Consider the following 25,285-nt stretch of genomic DNA (forward strand, 5'->3'; position numbering starts at 1 on the left):
TGCCGATGGGGCTCTGCTTCGTTAGAAGAAGCGGTTGCCATCCCTGGCGCGACGATATCGGCTTCGGATCGTCCGGCCTGGCCATCCATGGCCACGCGCTTGGCGCGGCAGCCGATGCCGATAGGGCATCGGCTAAGCGCCGCGCCAAGCCCAATGCCACGGTTCGTAGACGATGCCGTGCGGGTTGTCGCGCGGATAGCTCATCGCGAAGTCGTACGCCGGGGCGTTGTCGCGCAGCCACGCGAAGGCCGCGGTGTTCTCGAACGATTCTTCCGCCGGCGGTTCGCCGGGTGCGCCGATGTCCAGCGCGCGGCCGGAATGGTGCTCGCTGTAGCCCGGTGCGGCGTTGACGGTGAGGATCTCTTCCACCGTGAGTCCGCGCGCGCGCTTCCGTTCGAAGATCCCCAGCTGGTAGTCGTGGCTGCGGTAACCGGAGATCGCTTCCAGTACCACGTCGTCGAGCAGCGCCGCCGCGTGCATCGAACGCCAGGCGCGCGCGGCGCCGGGCACCAGCCACAGCGGCCGGCGATAGCGGTCGAAGCCGGCGAGGGTGAGCATCGTCGGCTCGGCCACCAGCGGCAGGCCGGTGCGCTGCGCGTAGGTTTCGTCCAGGCCGAGCGCGTGCAGGCGTTCCTGCAGGCGGTCGAGCGGCAGCTCGCCGATCGCGTCGATGCCGGCACGCTGCGGTTCGCGGAGGCGTTCCAGCACGAACAGTGCGGTTTCGATGCCGTCCTCGCGCCGCAGCCGCGGCACCAGCGCGAGCAGGCCTTCGGGCAGGTCGGCGGCGAGGTACTGGCCGTCGCGCTTGCGTCGCAGTACGTGCCGGGCACGCGATAGTGCGCGCGCATCGTGGTTGCTGCGCGCACGCAGCAAACCGCCGGGCCAGATCTCGATGTCGGGGGTGTTGACCAGCAGGTGCGAGGCAGGGCGCATGCGCGCAGGGTAGCGATCGGCGTGCAGCGGCGCCATGCCGGGTGCCGCATTCAGCGATCGGCGATGCGTCGAACCGCGCTGGCGCCGCGATGCGCCACTAGCGCCGCGATTCGCGCCAGGTCATTGCCGCCAGCGTGCCCGCGACGAGCGCGGCGACGCCGCTGGCCCACACCGGAACGACGTGGCCGTCGACCGTGATCTCCCAGCCCGCCGCGAAACGGACGAGCTGCAGCACGGCGATCACGCCGAGCAATACGCACGCGGTAGCAGTGAACGGTTTCATCGCACGCTCCTTGCGCGCCGACGGGGCGCGCCTCAGGTTCTGTTGCGGCTCCGGGCCTGCAGTGCATCGAGCAGGGCCTGCGGTCTGGCCAGGCCCAGCAGCAGGCGTCGCCCGGAAGTTTTTTCGTCGAGCACCAGCACGCGCGCCGTCGTCGTCATCAGCACGAAGGCGCGGCTGCGGTCGCGCAGGCGGAAGTGGCCCATGCTCAGGCCCGGCATGCGCGTGCCGAACACCTTGATCCACGGCCTCCATTCGCGACGTTCGCGCAGATCGACCACCCGCGCACTCGCCAGGTCCAGATCGGCGATCGCGATGCGATGTCGGTTCAAGCCGGCCACCACCACCAGCGTGTCGTCGACGATGCTGACGCGACGCCGACGCACCAGCACGGCAACCAGGGCGAGCACGGCGAACGCCACCGGCAGCATCGGCCAGACGCGGGGCTCGCGCGGCAGGAGCACGAGCGCGCCGATGAGCACGCCCACCGCGGCGAGGCCGGGCAACAGCCACACCAGGCGCGCGTCGACGGGAGCCACCGCGAATTCGGCGGGGCCGTGGTCAGTGGAGGAAGTCGTGCGCATGGCCGGCACTCAGCGCGACAGGACCCAGCGCGCCACGTCGCCGATCAGTCCGGTGTCGACGTGCCCGGGCGTCTGGTATTCGGCGAGGGAACCGGGGCCTTCGCCGGCGATCGCCAAGTGGTTCAACGCGGGATAGCGGCGGAACGTGGCGCGCTCATCCCTGCCGAACGCGTCCTGCCAGCGCTGCCAGTCGGCATCGACCACCTGGATGTCGCGTCCGCCCTGCAGGAACAGCATCGGCTGATGCAGCGGCTTCGCTTCGGCGACCGCATCCACGCTGTCGAGATCGCGCCAGTACGCGGCCGGCAGTCCCATCGGCGTGTCCTGTGGCGGCACGTCCTCGCCGGCGCGGATGCGCGCGGCCTGCTGCACGAGCGTGTCGATGAACGCGGATTCTTCGGGCGAGACGCTGCCGTCCATCGCCGCGAGGCGGCGGTTCTGTTCGACCAGGATGTCGAGCAGCGGTCGCGACGGCGCGGCCAGCAGGATGAGGCCCGCGGCCTGCGCGCGCGCGGCGATGCGCGGCGCCATCATCGCGCCCTGGCTGTGGCCGAGCACGTAGATGCGCTTACCGTCGATCTCACGGATCGTGCGCAGCAGTGCGACCGCGGCCACCGCATCCTGCGTGGTCTCGCTGTCGATGGTCAGCGGCGTGGCGGTGTAGTCGCCTGGACGCGCGCGCGTGCGCTTCTCGTAGCGCAGCACGGCGATGCCCTGAGCGGCCAGCCCGCGCGCCAGGTCGAGGAACGGCCGGTTGGGGCCGATGGTCTCGTCGCGATCGTGCGGTCCGGAACCGTGCACCAGCACGACGGCCGGGAAGGGGCCCGCGCCCCTGGGCAGGGCCAGCGTGCCCGGCAGCGTCGCGGTGGCGTCGCCGATCGCGACTTCGCGTTCGGTGAAGGCGGCATCGGCGGGCACCGGGGCCGACGGCGGCGGCGCGGGCTGGATGAGGAAGCCCGCGATCTGCCCCGACGCGTCGATCGCGATCTTCGCCACCACTTCCATGCGCGCGTAGTGCAGCGGTACGACGACGAGCGTCATCAGGCCCTGCGGCTGTGCCACCGCAACGCCACGGCCCTGCGCGGGACCGGCCTGCGCCGGCAGCGCTTCCCATCCCGCTTTCAGCTTTGCGGCCGGCACGGCCGTGCGCATCGTTTCGGTGAATCCGCTTTCCGCCGCGTCGAAGCGGCCAGCGTCGAGCTCGTCGAGCAGGTGCGTGGCGATGGCGACGGGATCCTTCGCCTGCGCCATGGCGAGCGCACTCGCGGCGGACACGCCGGTGGCCACGAGCAGGCACAGCACGGGAAACAGGCGTTGCAGTATGCGTTTCATTTCAAATCCTTCTGATGGAGCGGGACAGTCCGGACAGGCGGGGTGGGTTACTTCGCGTCGTCTTCCGTGGGCGGCTCGGCCTCCGGCGCCTTGAGGCGTCCGGCCTTGCGCAGCGCATCGCGCAGCACGTACTCGATCTGCGCGTTGAGGCTGCGCAACTCGTCGTCGGCCCAGCGTTGCGCCGCGGCGAGCACGTCGGCGCTGATGCGCAGCGGATAGGCCTTCTTCTCACTCATCGTCGCGTGCGGCTCCTGTGCGCTGTCGTCAGGCGCCGGCGACGGCCGCGGCGATGCCGCAGACGAGCAGGACCAGCGACACCGCCGCCGCGCCGCGGAACGCGCGCGGGTCGCGGGAACGGCGGCGCAGAACCATGGCCAGCGGCAGGACCGGCAGCAGTGCGATCAGGACGGCGGCGCCGTGGAAGCTGTTCATGACGTTCTCTCCTGGTGTCGGGCCGGCGCGTCCTTGCGACGCGCGGCCCGGGGTATGGTTCAGTACAGCGTGCCGGCGTTGACGATCGGCTGGGTGGCGCGCTCGCCGCACAGCACGACCAGCAGGTTGCTCACCATCTGCGCCTTGCGTTCCTCGTCGAGGTGCACGACGCCGTTCTTCTGCAACTCGGCCAGCGCCATCTCGACCATGCCCACGGCGCCGGCGACGATGCGCGTGCGCGCGGCGATGATCGCGTTGGCCTGCTGCCGCTGCAGCATCGCCTGGGCGATTTCCGGCGCGTAGGCGAGGTGGCTGATGCGTGCGTCGAGCACCTGCACGCCTGCATCGGCGAGGCGATCGGACAGTTCCTGCTGCAGGTGCGCGCTGATCTCGGTGGCGTGGCTGCGCAGCGCGAGCTGGCCTTCCTCGTGCTGGTCGTACGGATAGCTCGTCGCCATCGCACGCAGAGCCGATTCGGACTGGATGTGCACGAAGCTCTCGTAGTCGTCGACGTTGTAGACGGCTTCGGCCGAATCCACGACCTGCCACACGATCACCGCCGCGATCTCGATCGGCGAGCCGTCCAGCTCATTGACCTTGAGCTTGCCGCTCTCGAAGTTGCGCACGCGCTGGCTGACCTTGCGCTTGGCGTAGAAGGGGTTGTTCCAGCGCAGGCCGTTGTCCTTGACCGTGCCCACGTACTTGCCGAACAGGCTCAGCACCGCGGCCTGGTTGGGCTCGACCATGTACAGGCCGAACAGGCAGAAGAAGGCGAGCACCGCGACCACCGCGCCGGCGGCGAGCATGCCCGGGGCCTGCGAGGCGATGCCGGTCATGAACAGCCAGGCGGCCAGCAGCCAGGCGACGATGATCGCCAGCAGGGTGGGGATGCCGGGGAGGGACTGGGTCGGGTTCTCTTTCATGGAGGCTCTCCTGTGGTGCAGATAGGTTGATATCAAATTGATATCAAAACAAGAGGCCGCCGACGGACGGCGGGGTGCCGGGGCCGGGAAGCGGGAACGGGTGGGCAAGGAACGCGGTACGCAGACCGCTTCCCCTCGCCCTGCTTGCGGGTGAAGGCGGGCGCTTGTGCGCCACTGGCGCACGCCCGACTGAACGCCCTTGCGCTACGCGCAAGGGCCGGGGGCAGAGCGAGGGACAGCGTTGCGGGCAACGCAGGGTGAGAGGCATCCGCGCCTGAAAAGCGCCCCTCATCCGTCGCTTCGCGCCACCTTCTCCCCGCTGCCGCGGGGAGAAGGGAATCAACGGCGACGAGGGGCCGGGGGCAGAGCGAGGGACAGTGTCGCGAAGCAACGCAGGGTCAGGGGACGTGGCGCCGCGTCGACCTAACCATCCGCGCCTGAAAAGCGCCCCTCATCCGTCGCTTCGCGCCACCTTCTCCCCGCTGCCGCGGGGAGAAGGGGTGGCTACGGCTCGATCCGGTACAGCGGCGCCGGGATGAATTCGCCGGTCGCGTACAGCGCCTTGCCGTCGGCCGACCAGCCCAGCGCTTCGGCCTGCGGCAGCCAGGGCAGGGCGCTGACCTTCGGCGTCGCCGCGGTCGCCTGTGTCCAGGTCTGGCCTTGCCCGCGTCGATACAGCAGCAGGTGGCGGTAGGTCATCACCGCGAGCGTGCGGTCGTCCGGCGAGATATCGGCCGCGGTGACCTGGTTGAGGATGCGCGCCTGTTTCGGATCCGCGCGCAGTTCGGCCGCGGTCGGTTGCGGGACGCCGGCGAGCCTGCCGATGGGGCGCGCGGTCTGGATGCCGCGCGACGGACGCAGCGGCAGCACAAACACTTCCGGCGGCCGCCGCTTCTTCGAGATCAGCAGCACCTGGCCCGCGCGTTCGTCCACCGCCACCGCTTCGCAATCGCGCGCGCCGTCGGGCCAGCGGAACACGATCGACCAGGCCGGACGCAGCCGCGCGTTCTGCAGTCGCGCGGGTTCCTCGATCACGTGCAGCTGCAGCGTGCGGCGCAGGCCGCCGTTGTCGCCGGTGTCCGCGATGAGCAGGTAGTCGTGGCCGTCGAGACGGAAGGCCGCCATGTCTTCCCAGTCGGTCTTGGTCACGCCCTCGATGCGCAGCGTGGCCAGGCGATCGCCGTCGGTGCCGATCGCGAACAGTCGCGCCGGATTGCCGCCGTCGTCGTGCAGCCACAGCACGCCGCGATGGCGTCGCGACGCCGCCAGCCCGCTGACCTCGGCCAGTTGCGAGTCAAGCAGCACGCCCGACAGCGAACCGCTGCCCGCCTGCGCGGGCGTCTCGTCGCGCGAACACGCCGCCGTGCCGAGCACGGCAAGGGCAAGCAGCAGGGACATGACGGTGCGCGGCATGGCCGAAGCATCGCATGCGCTCCGCGATCCGGCCACGACGGGATCCGGCCGCTAAAATGGCGGCCCCTTCGCCACGCGCCCCCGCATCGCCATGACCCAGCTCGGTACGCCGCTGTCTCCGCACGCCTTCCGCGTGCTCCTGCTCGGATCGGGCGAACTGGGCAAGGAAGTCGCGATCGAACTGCAGCGCTTCGGCGTGGAAGTCATCGCCGCCGACCGCTACGCGAATGCGCCGGCGATGCAGGTCGCGCATCGCAGCCATGTGCTCGACATGCTCGATGGCGCCGCGATCCGCGCGCTGGTCGCGCAGGAACGCCCGCACCTGATCGTGCCGGAGATCGAGGCGATCCACACGCAGACGCTCGTGGAACTGGAGCAGGAATTCGCCACGCAAGGCACCCATACACGCGTGATCCCGACCGCGCGCGCGGCGCGCCTGACCATGGACCGCGAAGGCATCCGCCGCCTCGCTGCGGAGACGCTGGGGCTGCCGACGTCGGCCTACCGCTTCGTCGACACGCTCGACGACTATCGTGCAGCGGTACAGGCCATCGGCCTGCCGTGCGTGGTCAAGCCGGTGATGTCCTCGTCGGGCAAGGGTCAGTCGCTGGTGCGCACCGAAGCGGACATCGATGCCGCGTGGGATTACGCGCAGACCGGCGGCCGTGCCGGCGCCGGACGCGTGATCGTCGAAGGCTTCATCCATTTCGATTACGAGATCACCCTGCTGACCGTGCGCCACCGCGACGGCACCAGCTTCTGCGATCCGATCGGACACCTGCAGCGCGACGGCGACTACCGCGAGAGCTGGCAGCCGCAGCCGATGTCGGCGAAGGCGCTGGAACGCTCGCAGCAGATCGCGAAGGCGATCACCGACGAACTCGGCGGCTGGGGCGTGTTCGGCGTCGAGTTGTTCGTGCAGGGCGACGAGGTCTGGTTCAGCGAAGTCTCGCCACGCCCGCACGACACCGGCCTGGTTACGCTGGCCTCGCAGGATCTGAGCGAATTCGCCCTGCATGCGCGCGCGATCCTCGGCCTGCCCATTCCGGCGATCCGCCAGAACGGGCCCGCGGCTTCCTGCGCGGTGCTGGCGCAGGGCCACGGCGTGCCGGTGTTCGACGGCGTCGATGCGGCGCTGGCGCAGGCCGACACGCAACTGCGGCTGTTCGGCAAGCCGCGCGTGGAGGGCCATCGCCGCGTCGCGGTGACCCTGGCGCTCGCCGGCGACATCGACACCGCGCGCGAGCGTGCGCGCACCGCCGCAGCGGCATTGCAGATCGGGTTGCGCTGAGCGCGCGACAGACAGGACCCACGAACCGGAGCGCGCCCATGAACGATGCACACGGCTATTTCGTCTTCTTCCACCCGCAGGCGCTCGAGGCGCTGGGCAATCCCATCAAGCCCTACCTGCTTGGCGAGGGCGAGAACCAGCACATCCTCTGCCGCGAGGTCGACACGGGCGGTGCGTTGATCGAGATGACGCTGGCCGGACAGACGCCGGACGGCAAGACGGTGCAGATCGAACTGATGGTGCCCGGCTCGATGGTGCGGATGATCGTGTCCGCGCATGGCGACGAGCAGTTCGGTTTCCAGCCGCGTTATCCCGCCGCGCCGGCGCAGGCCCTGCCGCCGGTGGGACCGGCCGGCGCACCGGCGCAATCCGCGCCGCAATCCGTGCCCGCCGACACGGGCGACGCGCCCACGCAGACCCCGCCCAAGCCGTGAAGGCGCCTGGCGCGGTTGCGCATTCGCGATGATCGTCGTCGACCGCCTCGACCACCTGGTCCTGACGGTGCGCGACATCGAGGCGACGTGCGCGTTCTACGCCCGCGTCCTCGGCATGCAGGTGGTGACGTTCGGCGCCGGCCGCAGGGCGCTCGCGTTCGGCATGCAGAAGATCAACCTGCACGCGCACGGCCACGAGTTCGAACCGAAGGCGGCGCACGCGCTGCCCGGTACGGCCGACCTGTGCCTGATCGCGGCGACGCCGCTGGATGTAGTGCGGCGCCATCTGCGCGCCTGCGGCGTCGACGTGATCGAAGGGCCGGTGGCGCGCACCGGTGCGACGGGGCCGATCCGCTCGCTGTATTTCCGCGATCCGGACGGCAACCTGATCGAAGTGTCCAACTACGACTGAATCGCTTCAGGCGTCACGCACCGGAAGCGGCGTCGCCCGCGTCGTCGAACGCGAGTTCGCGCCATTCGCGTCCGTCGAAGCCTTCCAGCGGGCGGAAGCGGCGCTTGTAGTCCATCTTGCGGTGGCCGGCGATCCAGTAGCCCAGGTACACGTGCGTGCGGCCGGTGCTGCGCGCCCACTCGATCTGCCGGAGGATGGCCAGCGTGCCCAGGCCGCGGTCGGCGAGTTCGGGTTCGTAGAAGGTGTAGACCGCCGAGACCGCCGAATCGATCACGTCGGTCACCGCGACAGCGAGCAGGCGACCGCTGCCGTGCTCGGCATGCTCGCGCAGTTCGATGAAGCGGCCCTCGCTCCAGCTGCCGACCAGGAACTGGTCGAACTCGGTTGCGCCGTGGTCGTCCATGCCGCCGCCGGCGTGCCGCGCCTTCAGGTAACGGCGGTACAGCGCGAGCTGTTCGGCGGTGCGCTCGGCCGGCCGCACGCGCATGTCCACGTTGGCGTTGCGCGCCAGGCAGCGGCGCTGGCTGCGGTCGGGGCGGAAGCGCGCGACCGGCACGCGCACCGCCACGCAGGCGCGGCATTGCGCGCAGTGCGGGCGGTAGACGATGTCGCCGGAACGACGGAAGCCCCAGCCCAGCGCCAGCGGATACCACTGCCCCATGCGCGGATCGCGCGGGTCGAACACCAGGTCGCGCGCGACGCGATCGGGCCAGTAACCGCAGGGGTGCTCGGTGGTCTGGAACAGACGGAAATCGTCTGCATGCTGGCCGGGGTCGGTGCCCATGGCGGCAGCATAGCGCCGTGGCGCGAAACCGGCTGCGTGCGCCGGGTGAACCCGTCGTTACCCGGGCGCGGCCGGCCCGGGCCGGCGCGGCTTCATTCCGTCATGCCGAAGGAGGCGACGTGGCGCAGGACCTTCACCACCTGCCAGGCGCCGTCGACGCGCTTCACTTCCAGCGTCTTGTAGTGCGCGTACTGGCCGTGATGGAAGGACTCGAACTCGACCGTCCCCGCGTCCGGGCCGGTCGGCTTGAACGAACGCACCGTCGCCAGCAGCGCGGGCTTGCCGGTGGCGGCCTGGTAGCTGCCGCGGTCGGGGTCGTATTCGCGCACGCACTGCGACATCGGCACGACCACGTGGCCGGGCTGGGTCATCGCCGCGACGATCGCGCCGGAAGCGTCGGCATCGTCGATGGACAGGCACAGCACCATCTTCTCGGCCGGGACTTCGCGCGCGAACACCACCAGCGCCAGCGATTCGGGCGTGCCGCCCTGGCGGGCGGCGCGATCGGACACGGCGGGTGCGGCCGGCTTCGACACCGGCGCCTGCCGCGGCGTGTAGCAGCCGCGCAGCATCGCCAGCACGATGATCAATGCCATGCCGCCGAGCAGGACCAGCTTGAAGCGGAACACGCGCTTCTGCGCTGGCGTCTTCGCGTCGCGCGCTTCCTCGGTGTGGAAACTCATCGGCAGGAAGCTGTCGCTCGGGCGCGTGGATTCGAGCAGGCCGTTGTCGCGCAGGATCTCGCGCGCGCGGGTGTGGTCCTCGGAGTGCACGACCCACACCGCCGGTTTCGGCGCGGAATCGTCGCTGTAGCTGGCGCGGCTGCGCATCTTGCCCTTGTAGCTGCGGCCGTTGCTGATGCGCACCTCGATCCCGGCATCGCGCAGGAGCTGCGCGACCGATTCGACGTTCTCGAGGCGGAGACTGCTGAATACCTGGCGCATCGGCTTACTTCGTCTTCGGTTCTTGCGGCACGGCGCGGGCCGGCCGGTCTTCGGGATGCAGGACGCGGATCAGGCCTTCCTGCGCGGTGCTCGCGACCAGGCGGCCGTCGCGGTCGTAGATCATGCCGCGCGCCAGCCCGCGCGAGGATTGCGCGCTGGGGCTGTCGATCGAGTACAGCAGCCAGTCGTCCGCGCGGAACGGACGGTGGAACCACATCGCGTGATCGAGCGAGGCCATCTGCACGTTGGGGTGGTAATAGCTGATGCCGTGCGGGAACGTGGCCGTGCCCAGCAGGTGGAAGTCGGAGCAGTACGCGAGCAGCGCGCGGTGCAGTTCGGGCGCGTCGCCGACCTTCTCCGACAGCCGGAACCAGACATGCTGGTAGGGCGGGCGCTTGGGCGGATTGAGTTCGTCGCGCGGATACACGTGGCGGAATTCGAACGGGCCCTGCCGCGACACCCAGCGCTGCACCTTGGTCGGCAGCGTGGCGAGCACTTCCGGCGCGAGCGCGGGCGCGGGTTCGATGTCCTCGGGCTTGGGCACTTCCGGCATCGACAGCTGGTGCTCGGCGCTGTCCTCGTCCTTCTGGAACGAGGCGGCGAGGAACAGGATCGGCTGGCCGTGCTGGATCGCGGTTACGCGGCGCACCGAGAAGCTGCCGCCATCGCGCGTGCGGTCGACGACGTAGACGATCGGCGCCTCGATGTTGCCCGCGCGCAGGAAGTAGGCGTGCAGCGAATGCGCGTTGCGTGGCGCGCTCGCCGAGTCCATCGTCGCCTGCGCCGCCGACAGCGCCTGCCCCAGCACCTGCCCGCCGAACACGTACTTGGTGCCGATGTCGCGGCTCTGGCCGCGGAACAGGTTGTCCTCCAGGCGTTCGAGCGACAGCAGCTCGATGAGCTCGGAAACGGGGGAGGTCATGGGCGGCGGACTCCGGCGGAAGGCCGCAAGTATACGGGGCGTGCCCGGGCGCCCCCGCCGCGGCGCGCTCAGCCGCCGGGATGCAGCGGAAAGTCGTAGCGGATGAAGCCCTTGTTCAGCGCAACCTTGTCGTACAGCGCGCGTGCCGTGGCGTTGCTGTCCTGGGTCAGCCAGTAGTAGCGCGTGGCGCCCTGCGCGCGGGCAGCCTCGGCGACGGCTTCGATCAGCGCGCGGGCGACGCCGCGACCGCGCGCGGCCGGCGCCGTGAACAGGTCCTGCAGGTAACACGTCGTGCGGAACCAGGTCGAGGTGTGGAACAGGTAATGGGCGATGCCGACCAGTTCGCCATCGATCTTCGCGCCCAGGCCGTACACGCCGTCCTGCGCGAGCAGGCGCTGCCAGGCCAGCGCGTATTCGGCGTCGCTGGTCGCGGTGGCGTAGAAGTCCTTGTAGCCGCGCGCGAGCGCTTCCCACTGGGCGCGGTCGTCGGCAGCGAGCGGTGCGATCTGCATAGCGTGAGTCCGTGGACGAAGGGCGGCAACGGCGTGCGGCGTGCACGTTCGCGGAACGCGGGCGCGCGCGCAATGATCCGGCTTGTCGTGTCGCGGTGTTGCGAGGTTTACGGAAGCAGCCGTTGCAGGGTCACCGCTTCCAGCACGCGCGGCCAGGGGAACAGCGGTCCGGGATCGCGCTTGCGTGGCACCTGCACGGCGGGATCGTCCGATGCGGCTTCGGTCGTGGTGTCCAGGTCTTCGTGGCCCGCGATCAGGCGCAGCGACGGTACTTCGGCCTGCAACCGGCGCAGCAGCGCGATCAGTGCGGCGATCTGCGCCTCGGTGTAGGGCTCGTCCATCGCCTGATGGCGCGAATCGTGCCAGTGCGGATAGCGGCCGGTATTCACCAGTTCGATGCCGATCGCGCGCACGTTGTAGCCGCGCACGTGGTGGGCGATGCGCTGCAGCGACACGTACTGCACGACGCTGCCGTCGCGGTCGATGTAGTAGTGGCCGCAGTTGCCGGTGCCCGAGGCATAGAGTTCGCGTTCGCCGAAGGCGCGCGCCGTCGCCAGGTCCGGCAGTTCGGTGCAATGGATCACCACCAGGTCGATCTGCGCCAGCGCACGCGCGTCCAGGCGGGCCTCGTAGGGCAGGAGATCGACGGTGATCGGCAGCGGCGGCGGGGTGGTCAACATGCGCCGGATGCTAGCATTCGCCCCTGTTCCACTCGTTTCGACGGGCGCCCCATGACCCTGCCGCCGGCGGATTCCGAACTCGGCAAGCTGATGGCGACGCTGCCACGGCCCGGTCGCGTGGAGTGGATCGGATTGCGTCCCGCGCGCGGCGAGGCGATGCGCGCGGTCGGCGAAGCGCAGGCAGTTGCGGGCAAGGGCCTCGTCGGCGACCGCTATGCGCTGGCCAACGGCAGCGGCAAGCGCGGCGTCACCCTGATCCAGGCCGAGCACCTGCCGGTGATCGCGGCGCTGTCGGGCCATGCGGACGTGGCGCCGTCGTTGTTGCGGCGGAACGTCGTGGTGTCGGGACTGCCGTTGCTCGCGCTCAAGGAACGGCGCTTCCGCATCGGCGAGGTGGTGCTCGAAGGCACCGGCGAATGCGATCCGTGTTCGAACATGGAGCGCGCGCTGGGACCGGGCGGCTTCAATGCGATGCGCAGCCATGGCGGGCTGTGCGCGCGGATCGTCGAAGGCGGGATGTTCCGGCTCGGCGATGCGGTGGTCGTGCTGAGCTGACGCGATCGCGTCGCGCGGCATCGCGCACTTTCTTTTCCTCGCAAACCTCTTCATGCCCGGACACTGCTTCCTCTGCCACGGTTTCGAAAGCGGCCCGGACGCGACCAGGGTCACGGCGTTGGCCGCCACCGCCTTCGCCCAATTCCTCCACTCCCTGTAGGAGCGCCCCACGGGCGCGACCATCACCAATGACCAAACACACCGCGCCCCCGGGCGCCCCTGCCGGAACGATCGCGTGAGCCGCTTCTTCGCCAGCTGCGGCAAGGGTCTGGAATACCTGCTCGCCGACGAACTTGTCGCGCTGGGCTGCGCGCGCGCCACCGCCACCGTCGCCGGCGCGAATGCCGAAGGCTCGCTGGCCGATGCGCAGCGCGCCGTGCTGTGGTCGCGCCTGGCCAGTCGGGTGTTGTGGCCGCTGGCGGAATTCGATTGCCCCGACGAACACGCGTTGTACGAAGGCGCGAGCCGCATCGACTGGCCGCGGCACCTCGCTCCCGGTCATACGCTCGCGGTCGATGCGCACGTGTCGGGCGAGGCGCTCACCCACGCGCGCTACGCGGCGCAGCGGGTGAAGGACGCGGTGGTCGACGTGATGCGCGCGCGCACCGGCGCGCGGCCGGACGTGGATGTCGAATCGCCGGACCTGCGTCTCAACCTCGTCGTGCGCAAGGGCCGGGCGGTGCTGTCGGTCGATCTCGGCGGCGGCCCGCTGCACCGCCGCGGCTGGCGCCGCATCCAGGGCGATGCGCCGCTGAAGGAAAACCTTGCCGCCGCCGTGCTGATGCGGGGCAACTGGTCGCGCATGTATGCGGAGGGCGGCGCATTGCTGGATCCGATGTGCGGCAGCGGCACGCTGGTGATCGAGGCCGCGCTGATGGCGGCCGATGTCGCGCCGGGGTTGCAGCGGCATGGCGGTTTCATGCCGACCGGGTGGCTCGGATTCGACACGGATGCCTGGAAGCAGCTGCGCGTGGAGGCGATCGAACGCGAGGCGAAGGGCCGCACGGCGCTGCGGCCGGTGTTCCAGGGTCGCGACATCGATCCGCATGCGGTACGGGCGGCGCGGGAGAACGCGGAAGCCGCCGGCGTCGCCGAAGCGATCGAGTGGAAGGTCGAGGACGTGCGCGCACTCGCCGCCGCCGAGGGCCAGCCGGAACGCGGCCTCGTCGCCTGCAACCCGCCCTACGACGCCCGCCTCGCCGCCGATCCCGCGCTCTACCGCGCGCTCGGCGACGCGCTGAAGCGCGCGGTGCCGCAGTGGCGCGCGAGCCTGCTGTGCGGCGATGCCGATCTCGCCTACGCCACCGGCCTGCGCGCGGCGAAGAAGTACCAGGTCTTCAACGGCGCGATCGAATGCACGCTGATCGTGGTCGATCCCATCGCGCCACCGCAGCGCGAACGCGCGGAGGATGCGGCGCCGCGCGAACTGTCCGAAGGCGCGCAGATGGTCGCCAACCGCCTGCGCAAGAACCTGCGCAAGCTCAAGAGCTGGCGCGAGCGCGAAGGCGTGCATTGCTTCCGCGCCTACGACGCCGACATCCCCGAATACGCCGCGGCCATCGACGTCTACGAGACCGACGAATCGCCCTCGCGCACCTTCCTGCACGTGCAGGAATACGCCGCGCCGGCCGAAATTCCGCAGGACGTGCAGCGGCGTCGGCTCAACGAGGCATTGGCCGCCGCGCGCGAGGTGTTCGGCGTGCCGCGCGAACGCATCGCACTGAAGACGCGGGCCCGCGGCAAGGGCGGCAGCAAGTACGGCCAGTTCGACACGCGCGGCGAATTCGTGGTCGTTCGTGAAGGCCGCGCGCGCCTGCGCGTCAACCTGTTCGATTACCTCGACACCGGCCTGTTCCTCGACCATCGCCCGATGCGCCTGCGCATCGCCGACGAGGCCCGCGACGCGCGGTTCCTCAACCTCTTCGCCTACACCGGCGCAGCCACCGTGCACGCGGCGCTGGGCGGCGCGCGCGCCACCACCACGGTCGATCTTTCCGCCACCTACCTGCAGTGGTGCGCCGACAACCTGCGCGAGAACGGCGTCGGCGGCGCGAAGCACCGGCTGGTGCAGGCCGATGCGATGGAATGGCTGTCGCACGACGAGGGGGAGTACGACCTGATCTTCTGCGACCCACCGACCTTCTCCAATTCCAAGCGTGCCGACGACTTCGACGTGCAGGCGGCGCATGTCGCCTTGCTGCGTGCCGCGGTGGCGCGGCTGTCGCGCGAGGGCGCGCTGTATTTCTCCAACAACTTCCGCCGCTTCCGCCTCGACGAGGCCGCGGTGGCACAATTCGCGCACTGCGTGGAAATCACGCGCGAAACCCTGCCGCCCGACTTCGGGCGCGATGCGCGCATCCACCGTTGCTGGCGGCTGACACGGAACGCGAGTCGATGAAGCGAGCGCGTCCGGGCGTCTGGAAGTTCTTCTGGCAATGGTTGAAGAACCCGTTGCGCACCGCTGCGGTGGTGCCGTCCAGCTCCGAACTGGCCTACGCGATGATCGCCGAGCTGCCAGAAGACACGCGCCGCGTCATCGAGCTGGGAGGCGGCACCGGTGCGATCACCCGCGAATTGCTTGCGGCCGGCATCCACGCTTCGCAGCTGCTCGTGCTGGAGCTCAACGAGGAACTGCATGCGCATCTGCATGCGCGTTTTCCCGGCGTGCACGTCGTGCTCGGCGACGCACGCTCGCTGCCGGAACTGGCGGGTGCCTGCGGCTTCCTCGAGGAGGGACCCGCCGATGCGGTCGTGTCGGGACTCGGTCTGCTCACGATGCCGCCCTCGCTGCAGCAGGAAATCCTCGCCGCCGCTTTCGGCTGCCTGCGCGCGGACGGCGTCTTCATCCAGTTCACCTACGGGCCGGCCGCACCGGTGGCGGACGCGGTGGCGCGGGAGCTGGACCTGAAGGTGCATCGCGGCGACTTCGTCCTGCGCAACGTCCCGCCCGCCACGGTGTACGTGTACTCGCGTCACGCGCGCGCATCCGCGGCGCATTGAAGCCGCTGCCGGAACGTTGCTTCGCCGCGGCGTCACTTCGCTGTCGCCGGGCCGGCGCCATCTTGGCCGCAGCCCACAGGAATGCTTCCGCATGAACACCCCGGCTTCTTCCTCCTACGCCCGCGCCGTGCGCACCCTGCGCGGACAGGCGACGTCCGACGGCGCCGGCGTGCGCCTCACCCGCGTCATCGGCGGGCCGCAGCTGTCCGAACTCGATCCGTTCCTGCTGCTCGACGAGTTCGGCACCGACAAGCCGGAAGACTACCTCGCCGGCTTCCCCGAGCATCCGCATCGCGGCTTCGAGACGGTGACCTACATGCTCGACGGCCGCATGCGCCATCGCGACAACCACGGCAACGAAGGCCTGCTGACGCCGGGCGCGGTGCAGTGGATGACCGCGGGCCGCGGCCTGGTGCATTCGGAAATGCCCGAGCAGCAGGCAGGCCGCATGCGCGGCTTCCAGTTGTGGGTCAACCTGCCGGCGAAGGAGAAGATGACGCCGCCGCGTTACCAGGAATTCCCGGCCGAGCGGATGCCGGTGGTGCGACCGCGCGATGGCGTCAGCGTGAAGGTGATCGCCGGGGAAGTCGACGGCGCGCGCGGACCGATCTCGCAACCGGCGACGGATCCGCTGTACCTGGACGTCGCGCTCGATCCGCACGGCGTGTGGGAATACGCGCTGCCGCCGGGGCACAGCGCTTTCGCGTACGTCTTCGAAGGCGAGGCGAGCATCGGCGATGGCGAAGACGCGCGGCGCCTGGCGACGCACGAGATGGCGGTGCTCGGTGGCGGCGACGTGTTCAAGGCGACCGCGCACGGCGCCGGCGCGCGCCTGATCCTGGTGGCGGGCCGGCCGTTGCGCGAACCGGTGGCGCGTTACGGCCCCTTCGTCATGAACACGAAGCAGGAGCTCATGCAGGCCTTCGTGGATTACCAGGAAGGGCGCTTCTGAGGCAGGTGCCTGTGCGGCACGCTTCGACAACAGCGATGCGAAACGACGAAGGCCGCGTTGATCACGCGGCCTTGGTCGCATCCGCGATGCTCAATCGCGCTCGAGCATCCGGTGCAGGTAGCCGCCCATCAGCCCGCCGAGGATCGGCGCCAGCCAGAACAGCCACAACTGCGAAAGCGCGACCGGGCCGGCGAACAGGGCGACGCCGGTGGAACGGGCCGGATTCACCGACGTGTTCGTCACCGGAATGCTGATGAGGTGGATCAGGGTGAGCGCCAGGCCGATCGCGATCGGCGCGAAGCCCGCCGGTGCGCGGGCGCTGGTCGCGCCCAGGATCACCACCAGGAACATCGTGGTCATCACCACTTCGCACAGGAAGGCCGCCGCGACGCTGTAACCGCCGGGCGACATCGCGCCGTAGCCGTTGCTGGCGAACACGCCGGCGGCGTTCGGATCGATCGCGAACGTGCCGCCACCGCTGGCGATCTGCATGAGAATGAAGCCGGCCACGATCGCGCCGGCCAGCTGCGCCAGGATGTACGGCAGCAACTCGCGCGCGGGGAAGCGTGCGCCCGCCCAGAGGCCCAGGCTCACCGCGGGATTGAAATGGCCGCCGGAGATATGGCCCAGCGCATACACACCGGTGAGCACCGTCAGGCCGAAGGCGAGCGATACGCCCAGCAGGCCGATGCCGAGCGGATTGCCGTCGCCGCCGAACTTCGCCGCGAGTACCGCGCTGCCGCAGCCACCCAACACCAGCCAGAACGTGCCGACGAATTCGGCGCCCAGTCGTTTCAGCATGAGCCTGCTCCCCCGGTCCGGGATGGACCGGTCCGCGGCCGATGCTACGCCGCAAAAAGAAAGGCGGCGCCGGCGGTCTTCCCGCCGGCGCCGCCTGCGTACCCGATCGTCAGTTGCTGCTGAGGCGCGTGGCGCCGAACTTCATCGACTGCGTCTGCTGCAGGACCTGGCTCAGTTGCTCCGGCGTCTGCGCCTGCACCCACATGTAGGCGACCCGGCCGTCCGGCAGCTCCACCACGGTCTCGCGCGCCTGGATATCGGTCCCGGCGATTTCGGTGCGGTACCAGGTGACATCGCGGCCATCGATGTTGACGTGCTCGGCGCGGTTGCCCCCCTTGGGCTTGAACGGCGAATCCTTCGCGATGGTCAGGCCGAACGCTTCGCTGCCGTCGGCGCGCAGCGCGCGGCAGAAGTCGGAGTCCGCGGTGCTGCGGTGTTCCCAGGTCAGTCCGGTGTCGGCAGCGAGGTACGGGCAGCCGCCCGCGTCCTGGGCCGAAGCGGCGCCGGCGAGCGGCAGCAGCAGCGGCAGTAGCCAAAGAGGCTTGTTCATCGCGTGTCCCCCTGTGCGGTATTGCTGTGCGGTATTGCGATCTGTTAAGGGGCGGTGAACTCCCACCCCTGGACCGACCATAGCGCTGTTTTGGGGGCTTGACAAATTCCGGCGTTTCACTTCGCTGAATCCGGCGGCGGTCTCGCCGGCAACTGTTTCGGTAGCAACCGTTCCTTTTGGGGTCAATGACTTGCGCGTGGGGATGAAGGCGGCGCCTAACGATCCGGCAGCGGGATGAACTCGGTCTCGCCCGCGATTGCGCCAAACCGGCCCTCGATCCAGTCCAGCTTGGCCTGTTCTATGCGTTCCTTCGAGCTGGACACGAAGTTCCACCACATGTGGCGTGGGCCATCCAGGGGCTCGCCGCCAAGCAGCATCGCCCGGAGCGGCGTTTTCGCACGCAGGCGCGGCCGGGTGCCGGGATCGAGCAGCACCAGGTGTTGCGCGGGAATGTCGACGCCATCGAGTTGCGCGTCGCCTTCCAGGACATACAGCGCGCGCTGTGCGTGGCTGTCGTCGAGCGCGAGCTCCGCCCCGGCGTCGAGATCGATGGCAACGTACAGCGTGTCGGCATACACACGCACCGGCGACTCCTCGCCGTAGGCGCGTCCGGCAACCACGCGCAACCACGCGCCGTCGCGGCGTTGCTGCGGCAGCGTCGCCGCGGCGTGGTGGAAGAAGGCGGGTTCGGTTTCCTCGACGCCGCGCGGCAGCGCCACCCACGTCTGCAGGCCGTGCAGCGGATGCGGCTGCTCGCGCATCGCCGGCGGCGTGCGTTCGGAATGCGCGATGCCGCGTCCGGCGGTCATCCAGTTGACGTCGCCGGGTTCGATGTCCTGCACGCTGCCCAGCGTGTCGCGGTGGGTGATGCGGCCCGACCAGAGGAAGGTCACCGTCGCCAGCCCGATGTGCGGATGCGGACGCACGTCGACGCCACGCCCGGCATCGAACGTCGCCGGTCCCATGTGATCGACGAACACGAACGGCCCCACCGAGCGCGCCTGCAGAGAGGGAACGGCGCGACGCACCTGGAAACCGCCCAGGTCATGGACGCGCGGCGCAATGATCAGGCTCATGGCGTGGATGCTCCGGTGACGGCATCGAGGCGCAGGACGACCCGCGGCTTCGTGCCCGGATCGAGGTCGACCAGCTGCAGGCGCCACACATCGAGGGTGACCGAGCGCATGCGTTCGGTGTTCAAGCTCAGTCGCGACACGCCGGCCTGGCCGGCGACGGCGCGATCGAACTGCACGTCGGCATCGCCGGCGCGGATGCATTGCACCTTCGGCGGGCAGCGCGAATCGTTGGCGATGCCGAGGTAATGCAGCGACGATGTATCCGGCAACGCGATGCGCTGCCCCGGCGTCATCGCGAACTCCTGTCCCGGCACGGCGCCGCCCGTGGCACACGCGCACAGCGCGCCGACGGCGACGAGTGCGGCAACGCGGAACCTGCGGACCATGGCCACTCCTGTCGCTGGGGTGCGGCAAGGCTAGCACCGCGCCCTGCGCGGGATGGCCGCCGCTGCGCAACGGTCCGGTCTATCCGTTGCGGGCCGCGGCGATGTTCCCGGCCAGGCGCGTCGGTTCGGGCAGGCGATGCGTGGTGACGAAGCGCATCGTCATCTCCGGCGCGGTCGCCATCGCCACGCGGTGGCCGGGCGAAACGACCAGCGGCGACTCGCCCGGCTTGCTGCGCAGCAGCCAGCCGATGTGCCGGCCTTCGTCGCGCAGCGTGGTGAAGGCGCCGCGCATGTCGTGCAGGGCGGTCGTGCTTTCGCCGATCAGGATCCGGGAGGCGACCCCGATCGTGGGCAGGTCGGTGGCGACGCCGAAGTGCGCCGCCAGGCCGAGCCGGCGCGGATGCGCGATGCCGTGGCCATCGACGAAGGCGAGGTCGGGCCGCACGGACAGCGCCGCCAGGACTTCGAGCAGCGCCGGCAATTCGCGGAAGCCCAGCAGTCCGGACACGTAGGGCATGCGCACGGGCGCGTGCACGACGTGCGTTTCCAGCACGTCCAGCGTGGTGGCATCGAGCAGCACGGCGGCGGCGTGCGCGGTCGCGTCGTTTTCGTCGAAGGCGACGTCGAAGCCGGCGACCGTGCGCAGCGGCCTGGGATACGCGTCCTTGACGATCACCCGCGCCGCCAGTTCCTCCTGAAATGCGCGCAGCGCCTCGGCATCGCCATTCCATTTGCTCCAGCCAGGCGGCAGCGGATCGGCGGCCATCAGTAGCGTCCCTCGTGCAGCGTGGCGTGGCCGTCGGCATCGATCGTGATGGTGAGCAGCCGGTCGAACTCGTCGTCGCCCATCGCCGCCACCTGGCAGTCGCACAGCGCGGCGGCGATGGCTGGCACGGTGTTGCTGTGGCCGACCACGAGCACGGTGCCGTCGCGGTGTTCGCGGCGCAGTTGCGCGACGAAATCGGCGGCAGCACGGTTCGCGTCGTATGTGGCGACCGCCACGCCATGCGCGCGTGCGGCCGGTGCGGCGGTCGCCTGCGTGCGTCGGTAGGCGGTGGCGTACGCGGCCCGCAGCGGCGCGTGGTCGAGCGCCGCGGCCAGGGCGCGCGCACGCACCTCGCCCGCAGCGGACAGCGGTGGATCGCGGCTGCCGTCGTCCGCCTTTTCGGCGTGACGCACCACCACGAACTCCAGGCGATCGGTGGCAGCGGTACGTGTGGCGCAACCGCCGGCCAGCATCGCCAGCAGTGTGGTCAACAGCAGTTGTCCGATGAGGCGGGGCATGCGGGGTCCGGTAGTCCTGTTCGTGTTTTCGAAAGCGGCGGCAGGCATGGTGGTGAGGGATCCTGCGACGGTAGGGCCGCGCATCATGCCGCGCGATCCAGCATCGTGAGCAGGCCGCGTGCCGCGGCGACGCGCGCGGCGGCATCGGGCAACTCCAGCTTCACCCGCAGCTTGTCCGGTCCATCCATCTGGTAGAGCTTGGGCTGACCCTGGATGAGCTTGATCACCGCCATCGGGTCCACCGAGGGGCGCTCGACGAATTGCAGGCGCCCGCCCTTGTCGCCCAGGTCGAGCTTGCGGATGCCCAGCGCGGTGGATTGCAGCTTGAGTTCGGCGATGGTGAACAGATGCTTCGCCGGATCCGGCAGCAGGCCGAAGCGGTCGATCATCTCCACCTGCAGTTCGCGCAGTTCCTCGATGTCGCGCGCGCCGCTGATGCGCTTGTACAGGGTCAGGCGCGTGTGCACGTCGGGCAGGTAGTCGTCGGGGATGAGCGCAGGCACGTGCAGTTCCACTTCCGCACCGCGCGCCTCGTGCGCGTCGACGTCGGGCAGCTTGCCCTGGCGGATCGACCGCACCGCCCGTTCCAGCAATTCGGTGTAGAGGCTGAAGCCGACTTCCGCCATCTGCCCGCTCTGGTCCTCGCCGAGCAGTTCGCCGGCGCCGCGGATCTCCAGGTCGTGCGTGGCGAGGGTGAAGCCGGCGCCGAGTTCGTCCATCGCCGCGATCGCATCCAGGCGCTTGCGCGCGTCCTCGGTGATCGCCTTGCGGTCAGGCACGACGAGGTAGGCGTAGGCACGATGATGCGAACGACCGACGCGTCCGCGCAGCTGGTGCAGCTGCGCCAGGCCGAAGCGGTCGGCGCGATGGATGATGATGGTGTTGGCGTTGGGGATGTCGATGCCCGACTCGATGATGGTCGAGGCCAGCAACACGTTGAAGCGCTGCTTGTGGAAGTCGAGCATCACCCGTTCCAGTTCGCGCTCGGGCATCTGGCCGTGGGCGATGCCGATGCGCGCCTCGGGAACGAGTTCCCCCAGCTGCTTCTGCATCTTTCCCATCTGCTCGACGTCGTTGTTGAGGAAGTACACCTGGCCGCCGCGCGCCAGTTCGCGCTGGAAGGCCTCGCGCAGCTGCGCGTCGTCCCACGGCACGACGAAGGTCTGCACGGCGAGGCGGTGCGCCGGCGGCGTGGCGATGATCGACAGGTCGCGCAGCCCCGCCATCGCCATGTTGAGCGTGCGCGGAATCGGCGTGGCGGTGAGCGTCACCAGGTGGACGTTGGCGCGCAGCGCCTTGAGCGCCTCCTTCTGGCGCACGCCGAAGCGCTGCTCCTCGTCGACGATGACCAGGCCGAGATCCTTGAAGCGCACGTCGCCCTGCAGCAGGCGATGGGTGCCGACGATGACGTCGATCTTGCCCTCGGACACCTTCTGCAGCTCGGCTTCGATTTCCTTCTTGGTCTTGAAGCGCGACAGCACCTCGACCCTGATCGGCCAGTCGGCGAAACGGTCGCGGAAATTGCGGTAATGCTGCTCGGCCAGCAGCGTGGTCGGCACCAGCACCGCGACCTGCTTGCCGGCAGTGGCCGCAACGAACGCCGCGCGCACCGCGACTTCGGTCTTGCCGAAACCGACGTCGCCGCAGACCACGCGGTCCATCGGCTGCGAGCTGGCGAGATCGCGGATCACCGCTTCGATCGCGGCGTGCTGGTCGGGCGTTTCCTCGAACGGGAACGCCGCCGCGAACGGTTCGTACATCGCGCGATCGACGTCGAGGGCGAGGCCGGCGCGCGCCTGGCGCTTGGCCTGGATCTCCAGCAGTTCGGCGGCGACATCGCGTACCTTCTCGGCGGCCTTGCGCTTGGCCTTGGTCCAGGCTTCGCCGCCGAGCGAATGCAGCGGCGCGGTTTCCGCCGATGCGCCGGAATAGCGGCTGATCAGGTGCAGCTGCGCGACCGGCACGTACAGGCGGTCGCCCTTGGCGTATTCGATCTCGAGGTATTCGCCGGGCATGCCGCCGGCTTCCAGCGTGATCAGCCCACGGTAGCGACCCACGCCGTGATCCTCGTGCACGATCGGCGCGCCTTCGGTGAGTTCGCCGAGGTCGCGGATGATCGCTTCGGGCTCGCGTCCGGCACGCTTGCGCCGGCGCGGTTGGGCGGCGCGCTCGGGGAAGAGCTGGCGCTCGGTGAGGACGACGAGCGCGGGTTCGGTGAGGGCGAAGCCGTCTTCGAGCGGGGCCACCGCGATCGCGAAGCGGCTTAGCCCTTCTTCCGCCGGGACAGGGGTTGGGGTGAGGGTGCGGCGAAGCGATGGCGGTTCAACCTGCGCCGGCTCCGCCGTACCCTCATCCGGCGCTTCGCGCCACGTTCTCCCGGCGGGAGAAGGAAAGGCAAACGCCGACCAGTCCGGCAGCACGTCCGGCCGCAGATCCGCGGCCTGCAGCAGTTCCAGCAGCGCTTCGCGCCGGCCTGGCGAATCCGCGGCGATCAGCACGCGTCCCGGGTAACTGCGCAGGAACGACTTCAGTGCTTCAGCCGGTTGTGCATCCTTCGCCGCCACCGGCAACGCAGGCGCCGGCTGGTCGCCGAGCGCGATCGCGCGTTCGCGCTGCGGATGCGCGTCGCCGCAGACCTCGATGCGGGCTCCGGCGTTGAGCCGTTCGCGCAAGGCATCAGGAGCGAGATACAACTCCGCCGGCGGCAGCAGCGGCCGCTCGATGTCGTGGCGACGCTGTTCGTAGCGATCGGCGGTCTGCTTCCAGAACTGTTCGGAGGCTTCGAATGCGCCGTCGGCGATGACCGGCAGCGCATCGTCGGCGAGGTAATCGAACAGCGTCGCGGTGCGATCGAAGAACAGCGGCAGGTAGTACTCGACGCCCGCCGGCGCCAGGCCCGCCTTCAAATCCTGGTACAACGCGCTGCGGCGCGTGTCGACGTCGAAGCGGTCGCGCAGGGTGTCGAGCGCGCGCTTGAGCGAGGCCTCGTCCAGCGGCAACTCGCGGCCCGGCAGCAGGTGCACGGCGTCGATGCGATCGAGCGAGCGCTGCGATTCCGGATCGAACACGCGGATGGTCTCGATCTCGTCGTCGAGCAGTTCGACGCGGAAGGGCGAATCGGCGCCCATCGGATACACGTCGAGCAGCCCGCCGCGCACCGCGAAATCGCCCGGATCGAGCACCTGCGGCACGTGCCGGTAGCCGGCGCTTTCCAGACGCCGCTTCTCCGCGTCGAGATCCAGTCGCTGGCCCACGCGCACGTCGAAGCTGCCGCCCACCACATGCCGGAGCGGCGCAAGGCGCTGCAGCAGGGTCTGCACCGGCACCACCACGATGCCGCGCCTGAGCGTCGGCAGCCGGTGCAGCGCGGCCAGGCGTTGCGAGACGATGTCCGGGTGCGGACTGAACTGGTCGTAGGGCAGGGTTTCCCAATCCGGGAACGGCAGCACCGGCAAGGCGTCGTCGTGACCCAGCAGCGTGCGCAGGTCGGATTCGAGCTGGTTCGCGCCGTGGTTGTCGCGCGCGACTGCGAGGATCGGGCCCGCATGCGCCATCGCCGCCGAGGCGATGTGGAAGGCGAGCGCGGACGACGAGGCGGGCGCGCGCCACCAGGCGCGTTGCTGGCCGGCTTTCGGGAGCGGGGGGGCGGGGAAGACGGAAGTCGGATCGGTCATGAACAGCGTTCGGCGCGGCGCAAAACAACGGCAGCGCCGGACGCGGTTCAGGGCGCCCAGCGCGGCAAGGGCGCGCAGTTTACCCCGGGGTGGCGGACCGGACCGTTACGCGATGTGGCGTGCAGCGTTCCGCTGCTATTCCGCGGTCACCGGGTCGATGACGGATTTCACCTCGGAGATGCGGTCGGCCGGGAAGCCGCCCTGCCGCGCATGCTCGCGGATCAGGTCCTCATTGGGCGCGATGTACACGCAGTACACCTTGTCGCCGGTGACATAGCTGTGCACCCACTGCACCTGCGGACCGAGCGCGTCGAGCACGCTGCACGACTTCTGCGAGATCGCGCGCAGTTCGCTGGCGGACAGCGAGCCGGCGCCGGGGATGTCGCGTTCGATGACGTACCGGGGCATGGAATCACCTCTGGCTGGATGCGACGCCGCGCAACGCGGCACACGCACGCGGCCGCAGCCGCGCAACTCCCTCGAGGTGACTAACGTCCGTGGTGCGGCTGGACGGACGACCGCTGGTCGGAGGGCGGCCGGCTCTGGTTGCGCGGCTTCAGCTCCAGCGATACGCGCACCAGGCCGGGCGAGTCCTGGACGAATTCGCGCTGGAAGCCCAGCGACTGCGCCAGCGACAGCATCGGCCCGTTGTTCTCGAGCACGTCGCCATAGAGGCGGTGCAGCTTCTTGCCCTTCGCCCACTTCACCAGCCGCGTCATCAGATAACGGCCAAGGCCCATCTGCTTGATGTAGCGGCTGACCAGGATGGCGAATTCGGCATCGCGGCCGTTGTCGTCGATGGCGACGCGCGCCACCGCACCGATCAGCGCTTCGCCCGGCGGCAGCGGTTCGGCGACCACCAGCGCGAACTCGGTGCGCGGATTGACGTGGGTGAGGCGTTCGGCGGTTTCCGGGGAGAGCTCGCGCACCGCGTGCAGGAAACGCTGGCGGATTTCGTCGGGCTCGAGCAGGCCGAAGCCGACGCGTAGCGGCTCGCCGTCTTCGGGGCGAACGGGGCGAATCAGCACCTGCCTTCCGTTGGACAGCGTCAGGCGTTCATGCCAGGGCGGGAGGCGCTCGCGCGTGGGGGATGCTCCTGTCATGGTGCCGATATTGGCACACTGCCCGTTT

The 25,285-nt window shown here is 69.7% G+C and carries 29 protein-coding genes; 7 read left to right on the top strand and 22 right to left on the bottom strand.

The window, feature by feature from the left end; all coding sequences use genetic code 11:
- Positions 1–132 precede the first annotated feature (132 nt).
- The 8 genes from ACFPN1_RS11575 to ACFPN1_RS11610 all read right to left on the bottom strand — a co-directional run bounded on the left by ACFPN1_RS11575 (position 133) and on the right by ACFPN1_RS11610 (position 5,897).
- The gene (locus tag ACFPN1_RS11575; protein WP_386755258.1) at positions 133–933 is read right to left on the bottom strand and encodes a M15 family metallopeptidase; all 801 of its coding nucleotides are present in this window, start codon (positions 931–933) and stop codon (positions 133–135) included.
- Between the two features lie 97 nt (positions 934–1,030).
- Positions 1,031–1,216 (bottom strand): hypothetical protein, encoded by a 186-nt coding sequence (locus ACFPN1_RS11580; RefSeq protein ID WP_386755148.1) that lies wholly within the window; start codon positions 1,214–1,216, stop codon positions 1,031–1,033.
- 32 nt (positions 1,217–1,248) lie between these two features.
- Positions 1,249–1,797 carry a PH domain-containing protein gene (locus ACFPN1_RS11585; RefSeq protein WP_386755149.1) on the bottom strand — a complete coding sequence of 183 codons (549 nt, stop codon included), beginning with the start codon at positions 1,795–1,797 and terminating at the stop codon, positions 1,249–1,251.
- A 9-nt stretch (positions 1,798–1,806) separates the two neighbouring features.
- Positions 1,807–3,129, bottom strand: a complete 1,323-nt coding sequence (locus ACFPN1_RS11590) for an alpha/beta hydrolase (protein ID WP_386755150.1) — start codon at positions 3,127–3,129, stop codon at positions 1,807–1,809.
- A gap of 47 nt (positions 3,130–3,176) precedes the next feature.
- Entirely contained in the window at positions 3,177–3,365 is a 189-nt protein-coding gene (locus ACFPN1_RS11595) for a type II toxin-antitoxin system antitoxin (protein WP_386755151.1), read from the bottom strand.
- A gap of 28 nt (positions 3,366–3,393) precedes the next feature.
- Positions 3,394–3,561, bottom strand: a complete 168-nt coding sequence (locus tag ACFPN1_RS11600) for a hypothetical protein (RefSeq protein ID WP_386755152.1) — start codon at positions 3,559–3,561, stop codon at positions 3,394–3,396.
- Between the two features lie 59 nt (positions 3,562–3,620).
- A complete protein-coding gene (locus tag ACFPN1_RS11605) occupies positions 3,621–4,484 on the bottom strand; it encodes an SPFH domain-containing protein (protein ID WP_386755153.1) in 864 nt (287 codons plus the stop codon).
- A gap of 504 nt (positions 4,485–4,988) precedes the next feature.
- Entirely contained in the window at positions 4,989–5,897 is a 909-nt protein-coding gene (locus tag ACFPN1_RS11610; RefSeq protein WP_386755154.1) for a hypothetical protein, read from the bottom strand.
- A gap of 91 nt (positions 5,898–5,988) precedes the next feature.
- Between ACFPN1_RS11610 and purT the strand changes: the two genes are divergently transcribed.
- The 3 genes from purT to ACFPN1_RS11625 are packed head-to-tail and all read left to right on the top strand — an operon-like array spanning position 5,989 to position 8,034.
- Positions 5,989–7,188 (top strand): formate-dependent phosphoribosylglycinamide formyltransferase, encoded by a 1,200-nt coding sequence (purT, locus tag ACFPN1_RS11615; protein ID WP_386755155.1) that lies wholly within the window; start codon positions 5,989–5,991, stop codon positions 7,186–7,188.
- A 38-nt stretch (positions 7,189–7,226) separates the two neighbouring features.
- Positions 7,227–7,622 (top strand): hypothetical protein, encoded by a 396-nt coding sequence (locus tag ACFPN1_RS11620; RefSeq protein WP_386755156.1) that lies wholly within the window; start codon positions 7,227–7,229, stop codon positions 7,620–7,622.
- 31 nt (positions 7,623–7,653) lie between these two features.
- On the top strand, positions 7,654–8,034 hold the full coding sequence (locus ACFPN1_RS11625; protein WP_386755259.1) for a VOC family protein: 381 nt from the start codon (positions 7,654–7,656) through the stop codon (positions 8,032–8,034).
- Between the two features lie 13 nt (positions 8,035–8,047).
- Here the strand turns inward: ACFPN1_RS11625 and ACFPN1_RS11630 are convergent, their stop codons facing one another.
- The 5 genes from ACFPN1_RS11630 to ACFPN1_RS11650 all read right to left on the bottom strand — a co-directional run bounded on the left by ACFPN1_RS11630 (position 8,048) and on the right by ACFPN1_RS11650 (position 11,876).
- Complete coding sequence (locus tag ACFPN1_RS11630; RefSeq protein WP_386755157.1) at positions 8,048–8,818, bottom strand: arginyltransferase; 771 nt, start codon at positions 8,816–8,818, stop codon at positions 8,048–8,050.
- Positions 8,819–8,910: 92 nt separating this feature from the next.
- Complete coding sequence (locus ACFPN1_RS11635) at positions 8,911–9,762, bottom strand: putative signal transducing protein (protein WP_386755159.1); 852 nt, start codon at positions 9,760–9,762, stop codon at positions 8,911–8,913.
- Between the two features lie 4 nt (positions 9,763–9,766).
- Positions 9,767–10,684: an acyl-CoA thioesterase II gene (tesB, locus tag ACFPN1_RS11640; RefSeq protein ID WP_386755160.1), complete on the bottom strand. Its 918-nt coding sequence runs from the start codon at positions 10,682–10,684 to the stop codon at positions 9,767–9,769.
- Between the two features lie 68 nt (positions 10,685–10,752).
- Positions 10,753–11,196, bottom strand: coding sequence for a GNAT family N-acetyltransferase (locus tag ACFPN1_RS11645; RefSeq protein WP_386755161.1), 444 nt, complete (start codon positions 11,194–11,196; stop codon positions 10,753–10,755).
- Between the two features lie 107 nt (positions 11,197–11,303).
- Complete coding sequence (locus ACFPN1_RS11650) at positions 11,304–11,876, bottom strand: N-acetylmuramoyl-L-alanine amidase (protein ID WP_386755163.1); 573 nt, start codon at positions 11,874–11,876, stop codon at positions 11,304–11,306.
- 51 nt (positions 11,877–11,927) lie between these two features.
- Here ACFPN1_RS11650 and ACFPN1_RS11655 point away from each other — a divergent pair, with 51 nt between their 5' ends.
- The 4 genes from ACFPN1_RS11655 to ACFPN1_RS11670 all read left to right on the top strand — a co-directional run bounded on the left by ACFPN1_RS11655 (position 11,928) and on the right by ACFPN1_RS11670 (position 16,383).
- The gene (locus ACFPN1_RS11655) at positions 11,928–12,431 is read left to right on the top strand and encodes an MOSC domain-containing protein (protein ID WP_386755164.1); all 504 of its coding nucleotides are present in this window, start codon (positions 11,928–11,930) and stop codon (positions 12,429–12,431) included.
- Between the two features lie 235 nt (positions 12,432–12,666).
- On the top strand, positions 12,667–14,829 hold the full coding sequence (gene rlmKL, locus ACFPN1_RS11660) for a bifunctional 23S rRNA (guanine(2069)-N(7))-methyltransferase RlmK/23S rRNA (guanine(2445)-N(2))-methyltransferase RlmL (RefSeq protein WP_386755165.1): 2,163 nt from the start codon (positions 12,667–12,669) through the stop codon (positions 14,827–14,829).
- A complete protein-coding gene (locus ACFPN1_RS11665) occupies positions 14,826–15,431 on the top strand; it encodes a class I SAM-dependent methyltransferase (protein ID WP_386755167.1) in 606 nt (201 codons plus the stop codon). The genes rlmKL and ACFPN1_RS11665 overlap by 4 nt, the downstream gene beginning before the upstream one ends.
- A 91-nt stretch (positions 15,432–15,522) precedes the next feature.
- Positions 15,523–16,383, top strand: coding sequence for a pirin family protein (locus ACFPN1_RS11670; protein WP_386755168.1), 861 nt, complete (start codon positions 15,523–15,525; stop codon positions 16,381–16,383).
- A 90-nt stretch (positions 16,384–16,473) separates the two neighbouring features.
- Here ACFPN1_RS11670 and aqpZ read toward each other — a convergent pair whose 3' ends face one another.
- The 9 genes from aqpZ to ACFPN1_RS11715 all read right to left on the bottom strand — a co-directional run bounded on the left by aqpZ (position 16,474) and on the right by ACFPN1_RS11715 (position 25,257).
- Positions 16,474–17,184, bottom strand: coding sequence for an aquaporin Z (aqpZ, locus tag ACFPN1_RS11675; RefSeq protein ID WP_386755169.1), 711 nt, complete (start codon positions 17,182–17,184; stop codon positions 16,474–16,476).
- 109 nt (positions 17,185–17,293) lie between these two features.
- Positions 17,294–17,734 (bottom strand): hypothetical protein, encoded by a 441-nt coding sequence (locus ACFPN1_RS11680; RefSeq protein WP_386755170.1) that lies wholly within the window; start codon positions 17,732–17,734, stop codon positions 17,294–17,296.
- A 215-nt stretch (positions 17,735–17,949) separates the two neighbouring features.
- Positions 17,950–18,810, bottom strand: coding sequence for a pirin family protein (locus tag ACFPN1_RS11685; RefSeq protein ID WP_386755171.1), 861 nt, complete (start codon positions 18,808–18,810; stop codon positions 17,950–17,952).
- A complete protein-coding gene (locus tag ACFPN1_RS11690; RefSeq protein ID WP_386755172.1) occupies positions 18,807–19,196 on the bottom strand; it encodes a hypothetical protein in 390 nt (129 codons plus the stop codon). The genes ACFPN1_RS11685 and ACFPN1_RS11690 overlap by 4 nt, the downstream gene beginning before the upstream one ends.
- Positions 19,197–19,275: 79 nt before the next feature.
- A complete protein-coding gene (nfi, locus tag ACFPN1_RS11695; RefSeq protein WP_386755174.1) occupies positions 19,276–19,962 on the bottom strand; it encodes a deoxyribonuclease V in 687 nt (228 codons plus the stop codon).
- Positions 19,962–20,480 (bottom strand): histidine phosphatase family protein, encoded by a 519-nt coding sequence (locus ACFPN1_RS11700; protein WP_386755175.1) that lies wholly within the window; start codon positions 20,478–20,480, stop codon positions 19,962–19,964. The genes nfi and ACFPN1_RS11700 overlap by 1 nt, the downstream gene beginning before the upstream one ends.
- An 83-nt stretch (positions 20,481–20,563) precedes the next feature.
- On the bottom strand, positions 20,564–24,154 hold the full coding sequence (mfd, locus tag ACFPN1_RS11705) for a transcription-repair coupling factor (RefSeq protein ID WP_386755177.1): 3,591 nt from the start codon (positions 24,152–24,154) through the stop codon (positions 20,564–20,566).
- Between the two features lie 135 nt (positions 24,155–24,289).
- Positions 24,290–24,562, bottom strand: coding sequence for a DUF4242 domain-containing protein (locus ACFPN1_RS11710; protein ID WP_386755178.1), 273 nt, complete (start codon positions 24,560–24,562; stop codon positions 24,290–24,292).
- 80 nt (positions 24,563–24,642) lie between these two features.
- Positions 24,643–25,257: a GNAT family N-acetyltransferase gene (locus ACFPN1_RS11715; protein ID WP_386755179.1), complete on the bottom strand. Its 615-nt coding sequence runs from the start codon at positions 25,255–25,257 to the stop codon at positions 24,643–24,645.
- Positions 25,258–25,285 lie beyond the last annotated feature (28 nt).

It is taken from the genome of Lysobacter yangpyeongensis, from assembly GCF_042655745.1.
GTDB lineage: Bacteria > Pseudomonadota > Gammaproteobacteria > Xanthomonadales > Xanthomonadaceae > Agrilutibacter > Agrilutibacter yangpyeongensis.

Excerpts from the sequence above, each read along its gene's own strand:
- ACFPN1_RS11575 (WP_386755258.1), bottom strand. The coding sequence starts at position 933 with ATGCGCCCTGCCTCGCACCTGCTGGTCAACACCCCCGACATCGAGATC.
- ACFPN1_RS11580 (WP_386755148.1), bottom strand. The coding sequence starts at position 1,216 with ATGAAACCGTTCACTGCTACCGCGTGCGTATTGCTCGGCGTGATCGCC.
- ACFPN1_RS11585 (WP_386755149.1), bottom strand. The coding sequence starts at position 1,797 with ATGCGCACGACTTCCTCCACTGACCACGGCCCCGCCGAATTCGCGGTG.
- ACFPN1_RS11590 (WP_386755150.1), bottom strand. The coding sequence starts at position 3,129 with ATGAAACGCATACTGCAACGCCTGTTTCCCGTGCTGTGCCTGCTCGTG.
- ACFPN1_RS11595 (WP_386755151.1), bottom strand. The coding sequence starts at position 3,365 with ATGAGTGAGAAGAAGGCCTATCCGCTGCGCATCAGCGCCGACGTGCTC.
- ACFPN1_RS11600 (WP_386755152.1), bottom strand. The coding sequence starts at position 3,561 with ATGAACAGCTTCCACGGCGCCGCCGTCCTGATCGCACTGCTGCCGGTC.
- ACFPN1_RS11605 (WP_386755153.1), bottom strand. The coding sequence starts at position 4,484 with ATGAAAGAGAACCCGACCCAGTCCCTCCCCGGCATCCCCACCCTGCTG.
- ACFPN1_RS11610 (WP_386755154.1), bottom strand. The coding sequence starts at position 5,897 with ATGCCGCGCACCGTCATGTCCCTGCTGCTTGCCCTTGCCGTGCTCGGC.
- purT (WP_386755155.1), top strand. The coding sequence starts at position 5,989 with ATGACCCAGCTCGGTACGCCGCTGTCTCCGCACGCCTTCCGCGTGCTC.
- ACFPN1_RS11620 (WP_386755156.1), top strand. The coding sequence starts at position 7,227 with ATGAACGATGCACACGGCTATTTCGTCTTCTTCCACCCGCAGGCGCTC.
- ACFPN1_RS11630 (WP_386755157.1), bottom strand. The coding sequence starts at position 8,818 with ATGGGCACCGACCCCGGCCAGCATGCAGACGATTTCCGTCTGTTCCAG.
- ACFPN1_RS11635 (WP_386755159.1), bottom strand. The coding sequence starts at position 9,762 with ATGCGCCAGGTATTCAGCAGTCTCCGCCTCGAGAACGTCGAATCGGTC.
- tesB (WP_386755160.1), bottom strand. The coding sequence starts at position 10,684 with ATGACCTCCCCCGTTTCCGAGCTCATCGAGCTGCTGTCGCTCGAACGC.
- ACFPN1_RS11645 (WP_386755161.1), bottom strand. The coding sequence starts at position 11,196 with ATGCAGATCGCACCGCTCGCTGCCGACGACCGCGCCCAGTGGGAAGCG.
- ACFPN1_RS11650 (WP_386755163.1), bottom strand. The coding sequence starts at position 11,876 with ATGTTGACCACCCCGCCGCCGCTGCCGATCACCGTCGATCTCCTGCCC.
- ACFPN1_RS11655 (WP_386755164.1), top strand. The coding sequence starts at position 11,928 with ATGACCCTGCCGCCGGCGGATTCCGAACTCGGCAAGCTGATGGCGACG.
- ACFPN1_RS11665 (WP_386755167.1), top strand. The coding sequence starts at position 14,826 with ATGAAGCGAGCGCGTCCGGGCGTCTGGAAGTTCTTCTGGCAATGGTTG.
- ACFPN1_RS11670 (WP_386755168.1), top strand. The coding sequence starts at position 15,523 with ATGAACACCCCGGCTTCTTCCTCCTACGCCCGCGCCGTGCGCACCCTG.
- aqpZ (WP_386755169.1), bottom strand. The coding sequence starts at position 17,184 with ATGCTGAAACGACTGGGCGCCGAATTCGTCGGCACGTTCTGGCTGGTG.
- ACFPN1_RS11680 (WP_386755170.1), bottom strand. The coding sequence starts at position 17,734 with ATGAACAAGCCTCTTTGGCTACTGCCGCTGCTGCTGCCGCTCGCCGGC.
- ACFPN1_RS11685 (WP_386755171.1), bottom strand. The coding sequence starts at position 18,810 with ATGAGCCTGATCATTGCGCCGCGCGTCCATGACCTGGGCGGTTTCCAG.
- ACFPN1_RS11690 (WP_386755172.1), bottom strand. The coding sequence starts at position 19,196 with ATGGTCCGCAGGTTCCGCGTTGCCGCACTCGTCGCCGTCGGCGCGCTG.
- nfi (WP_386755174.1), bottom strand. The coding sequence starts at position 19,962 with ATGGCCGCCGATCCGCTGCCGCCTGGCTGGAGCAAATGGAATGGCGAT.
- ACFPN1_RS11700 (WP_386755175.1), bottom strand. The coding sequence starts at position 20,480 with ATGCCCCGCCTCATCGGACAACTGCTGTTGACCACACTGCTGGCGATG.
- mfd (WP_386755177.1), bottom strand. The coding sequence starts at position 24,154 with ATGACCGATCCGACTTCCGTCTTCCCCGCCCCCCCGCTCCCGAAAGCC.
- ACFPN1_RS11710 (WP_386755178.1), bottom strand. The coding sequence starts at position 24,562 with ATGCCCCGGTACGTCATCGAACGCGACATCCCCGGCGCCGGCTCGCTG.
- ACFPN1_RS11715 (WP_386755179.1), bottom strand. The coding sequence starts at position 25,257 with ATGACAGGAGCATCCCCCACGCGCGAGCGCCTCCCGCCCTGGCATGAA.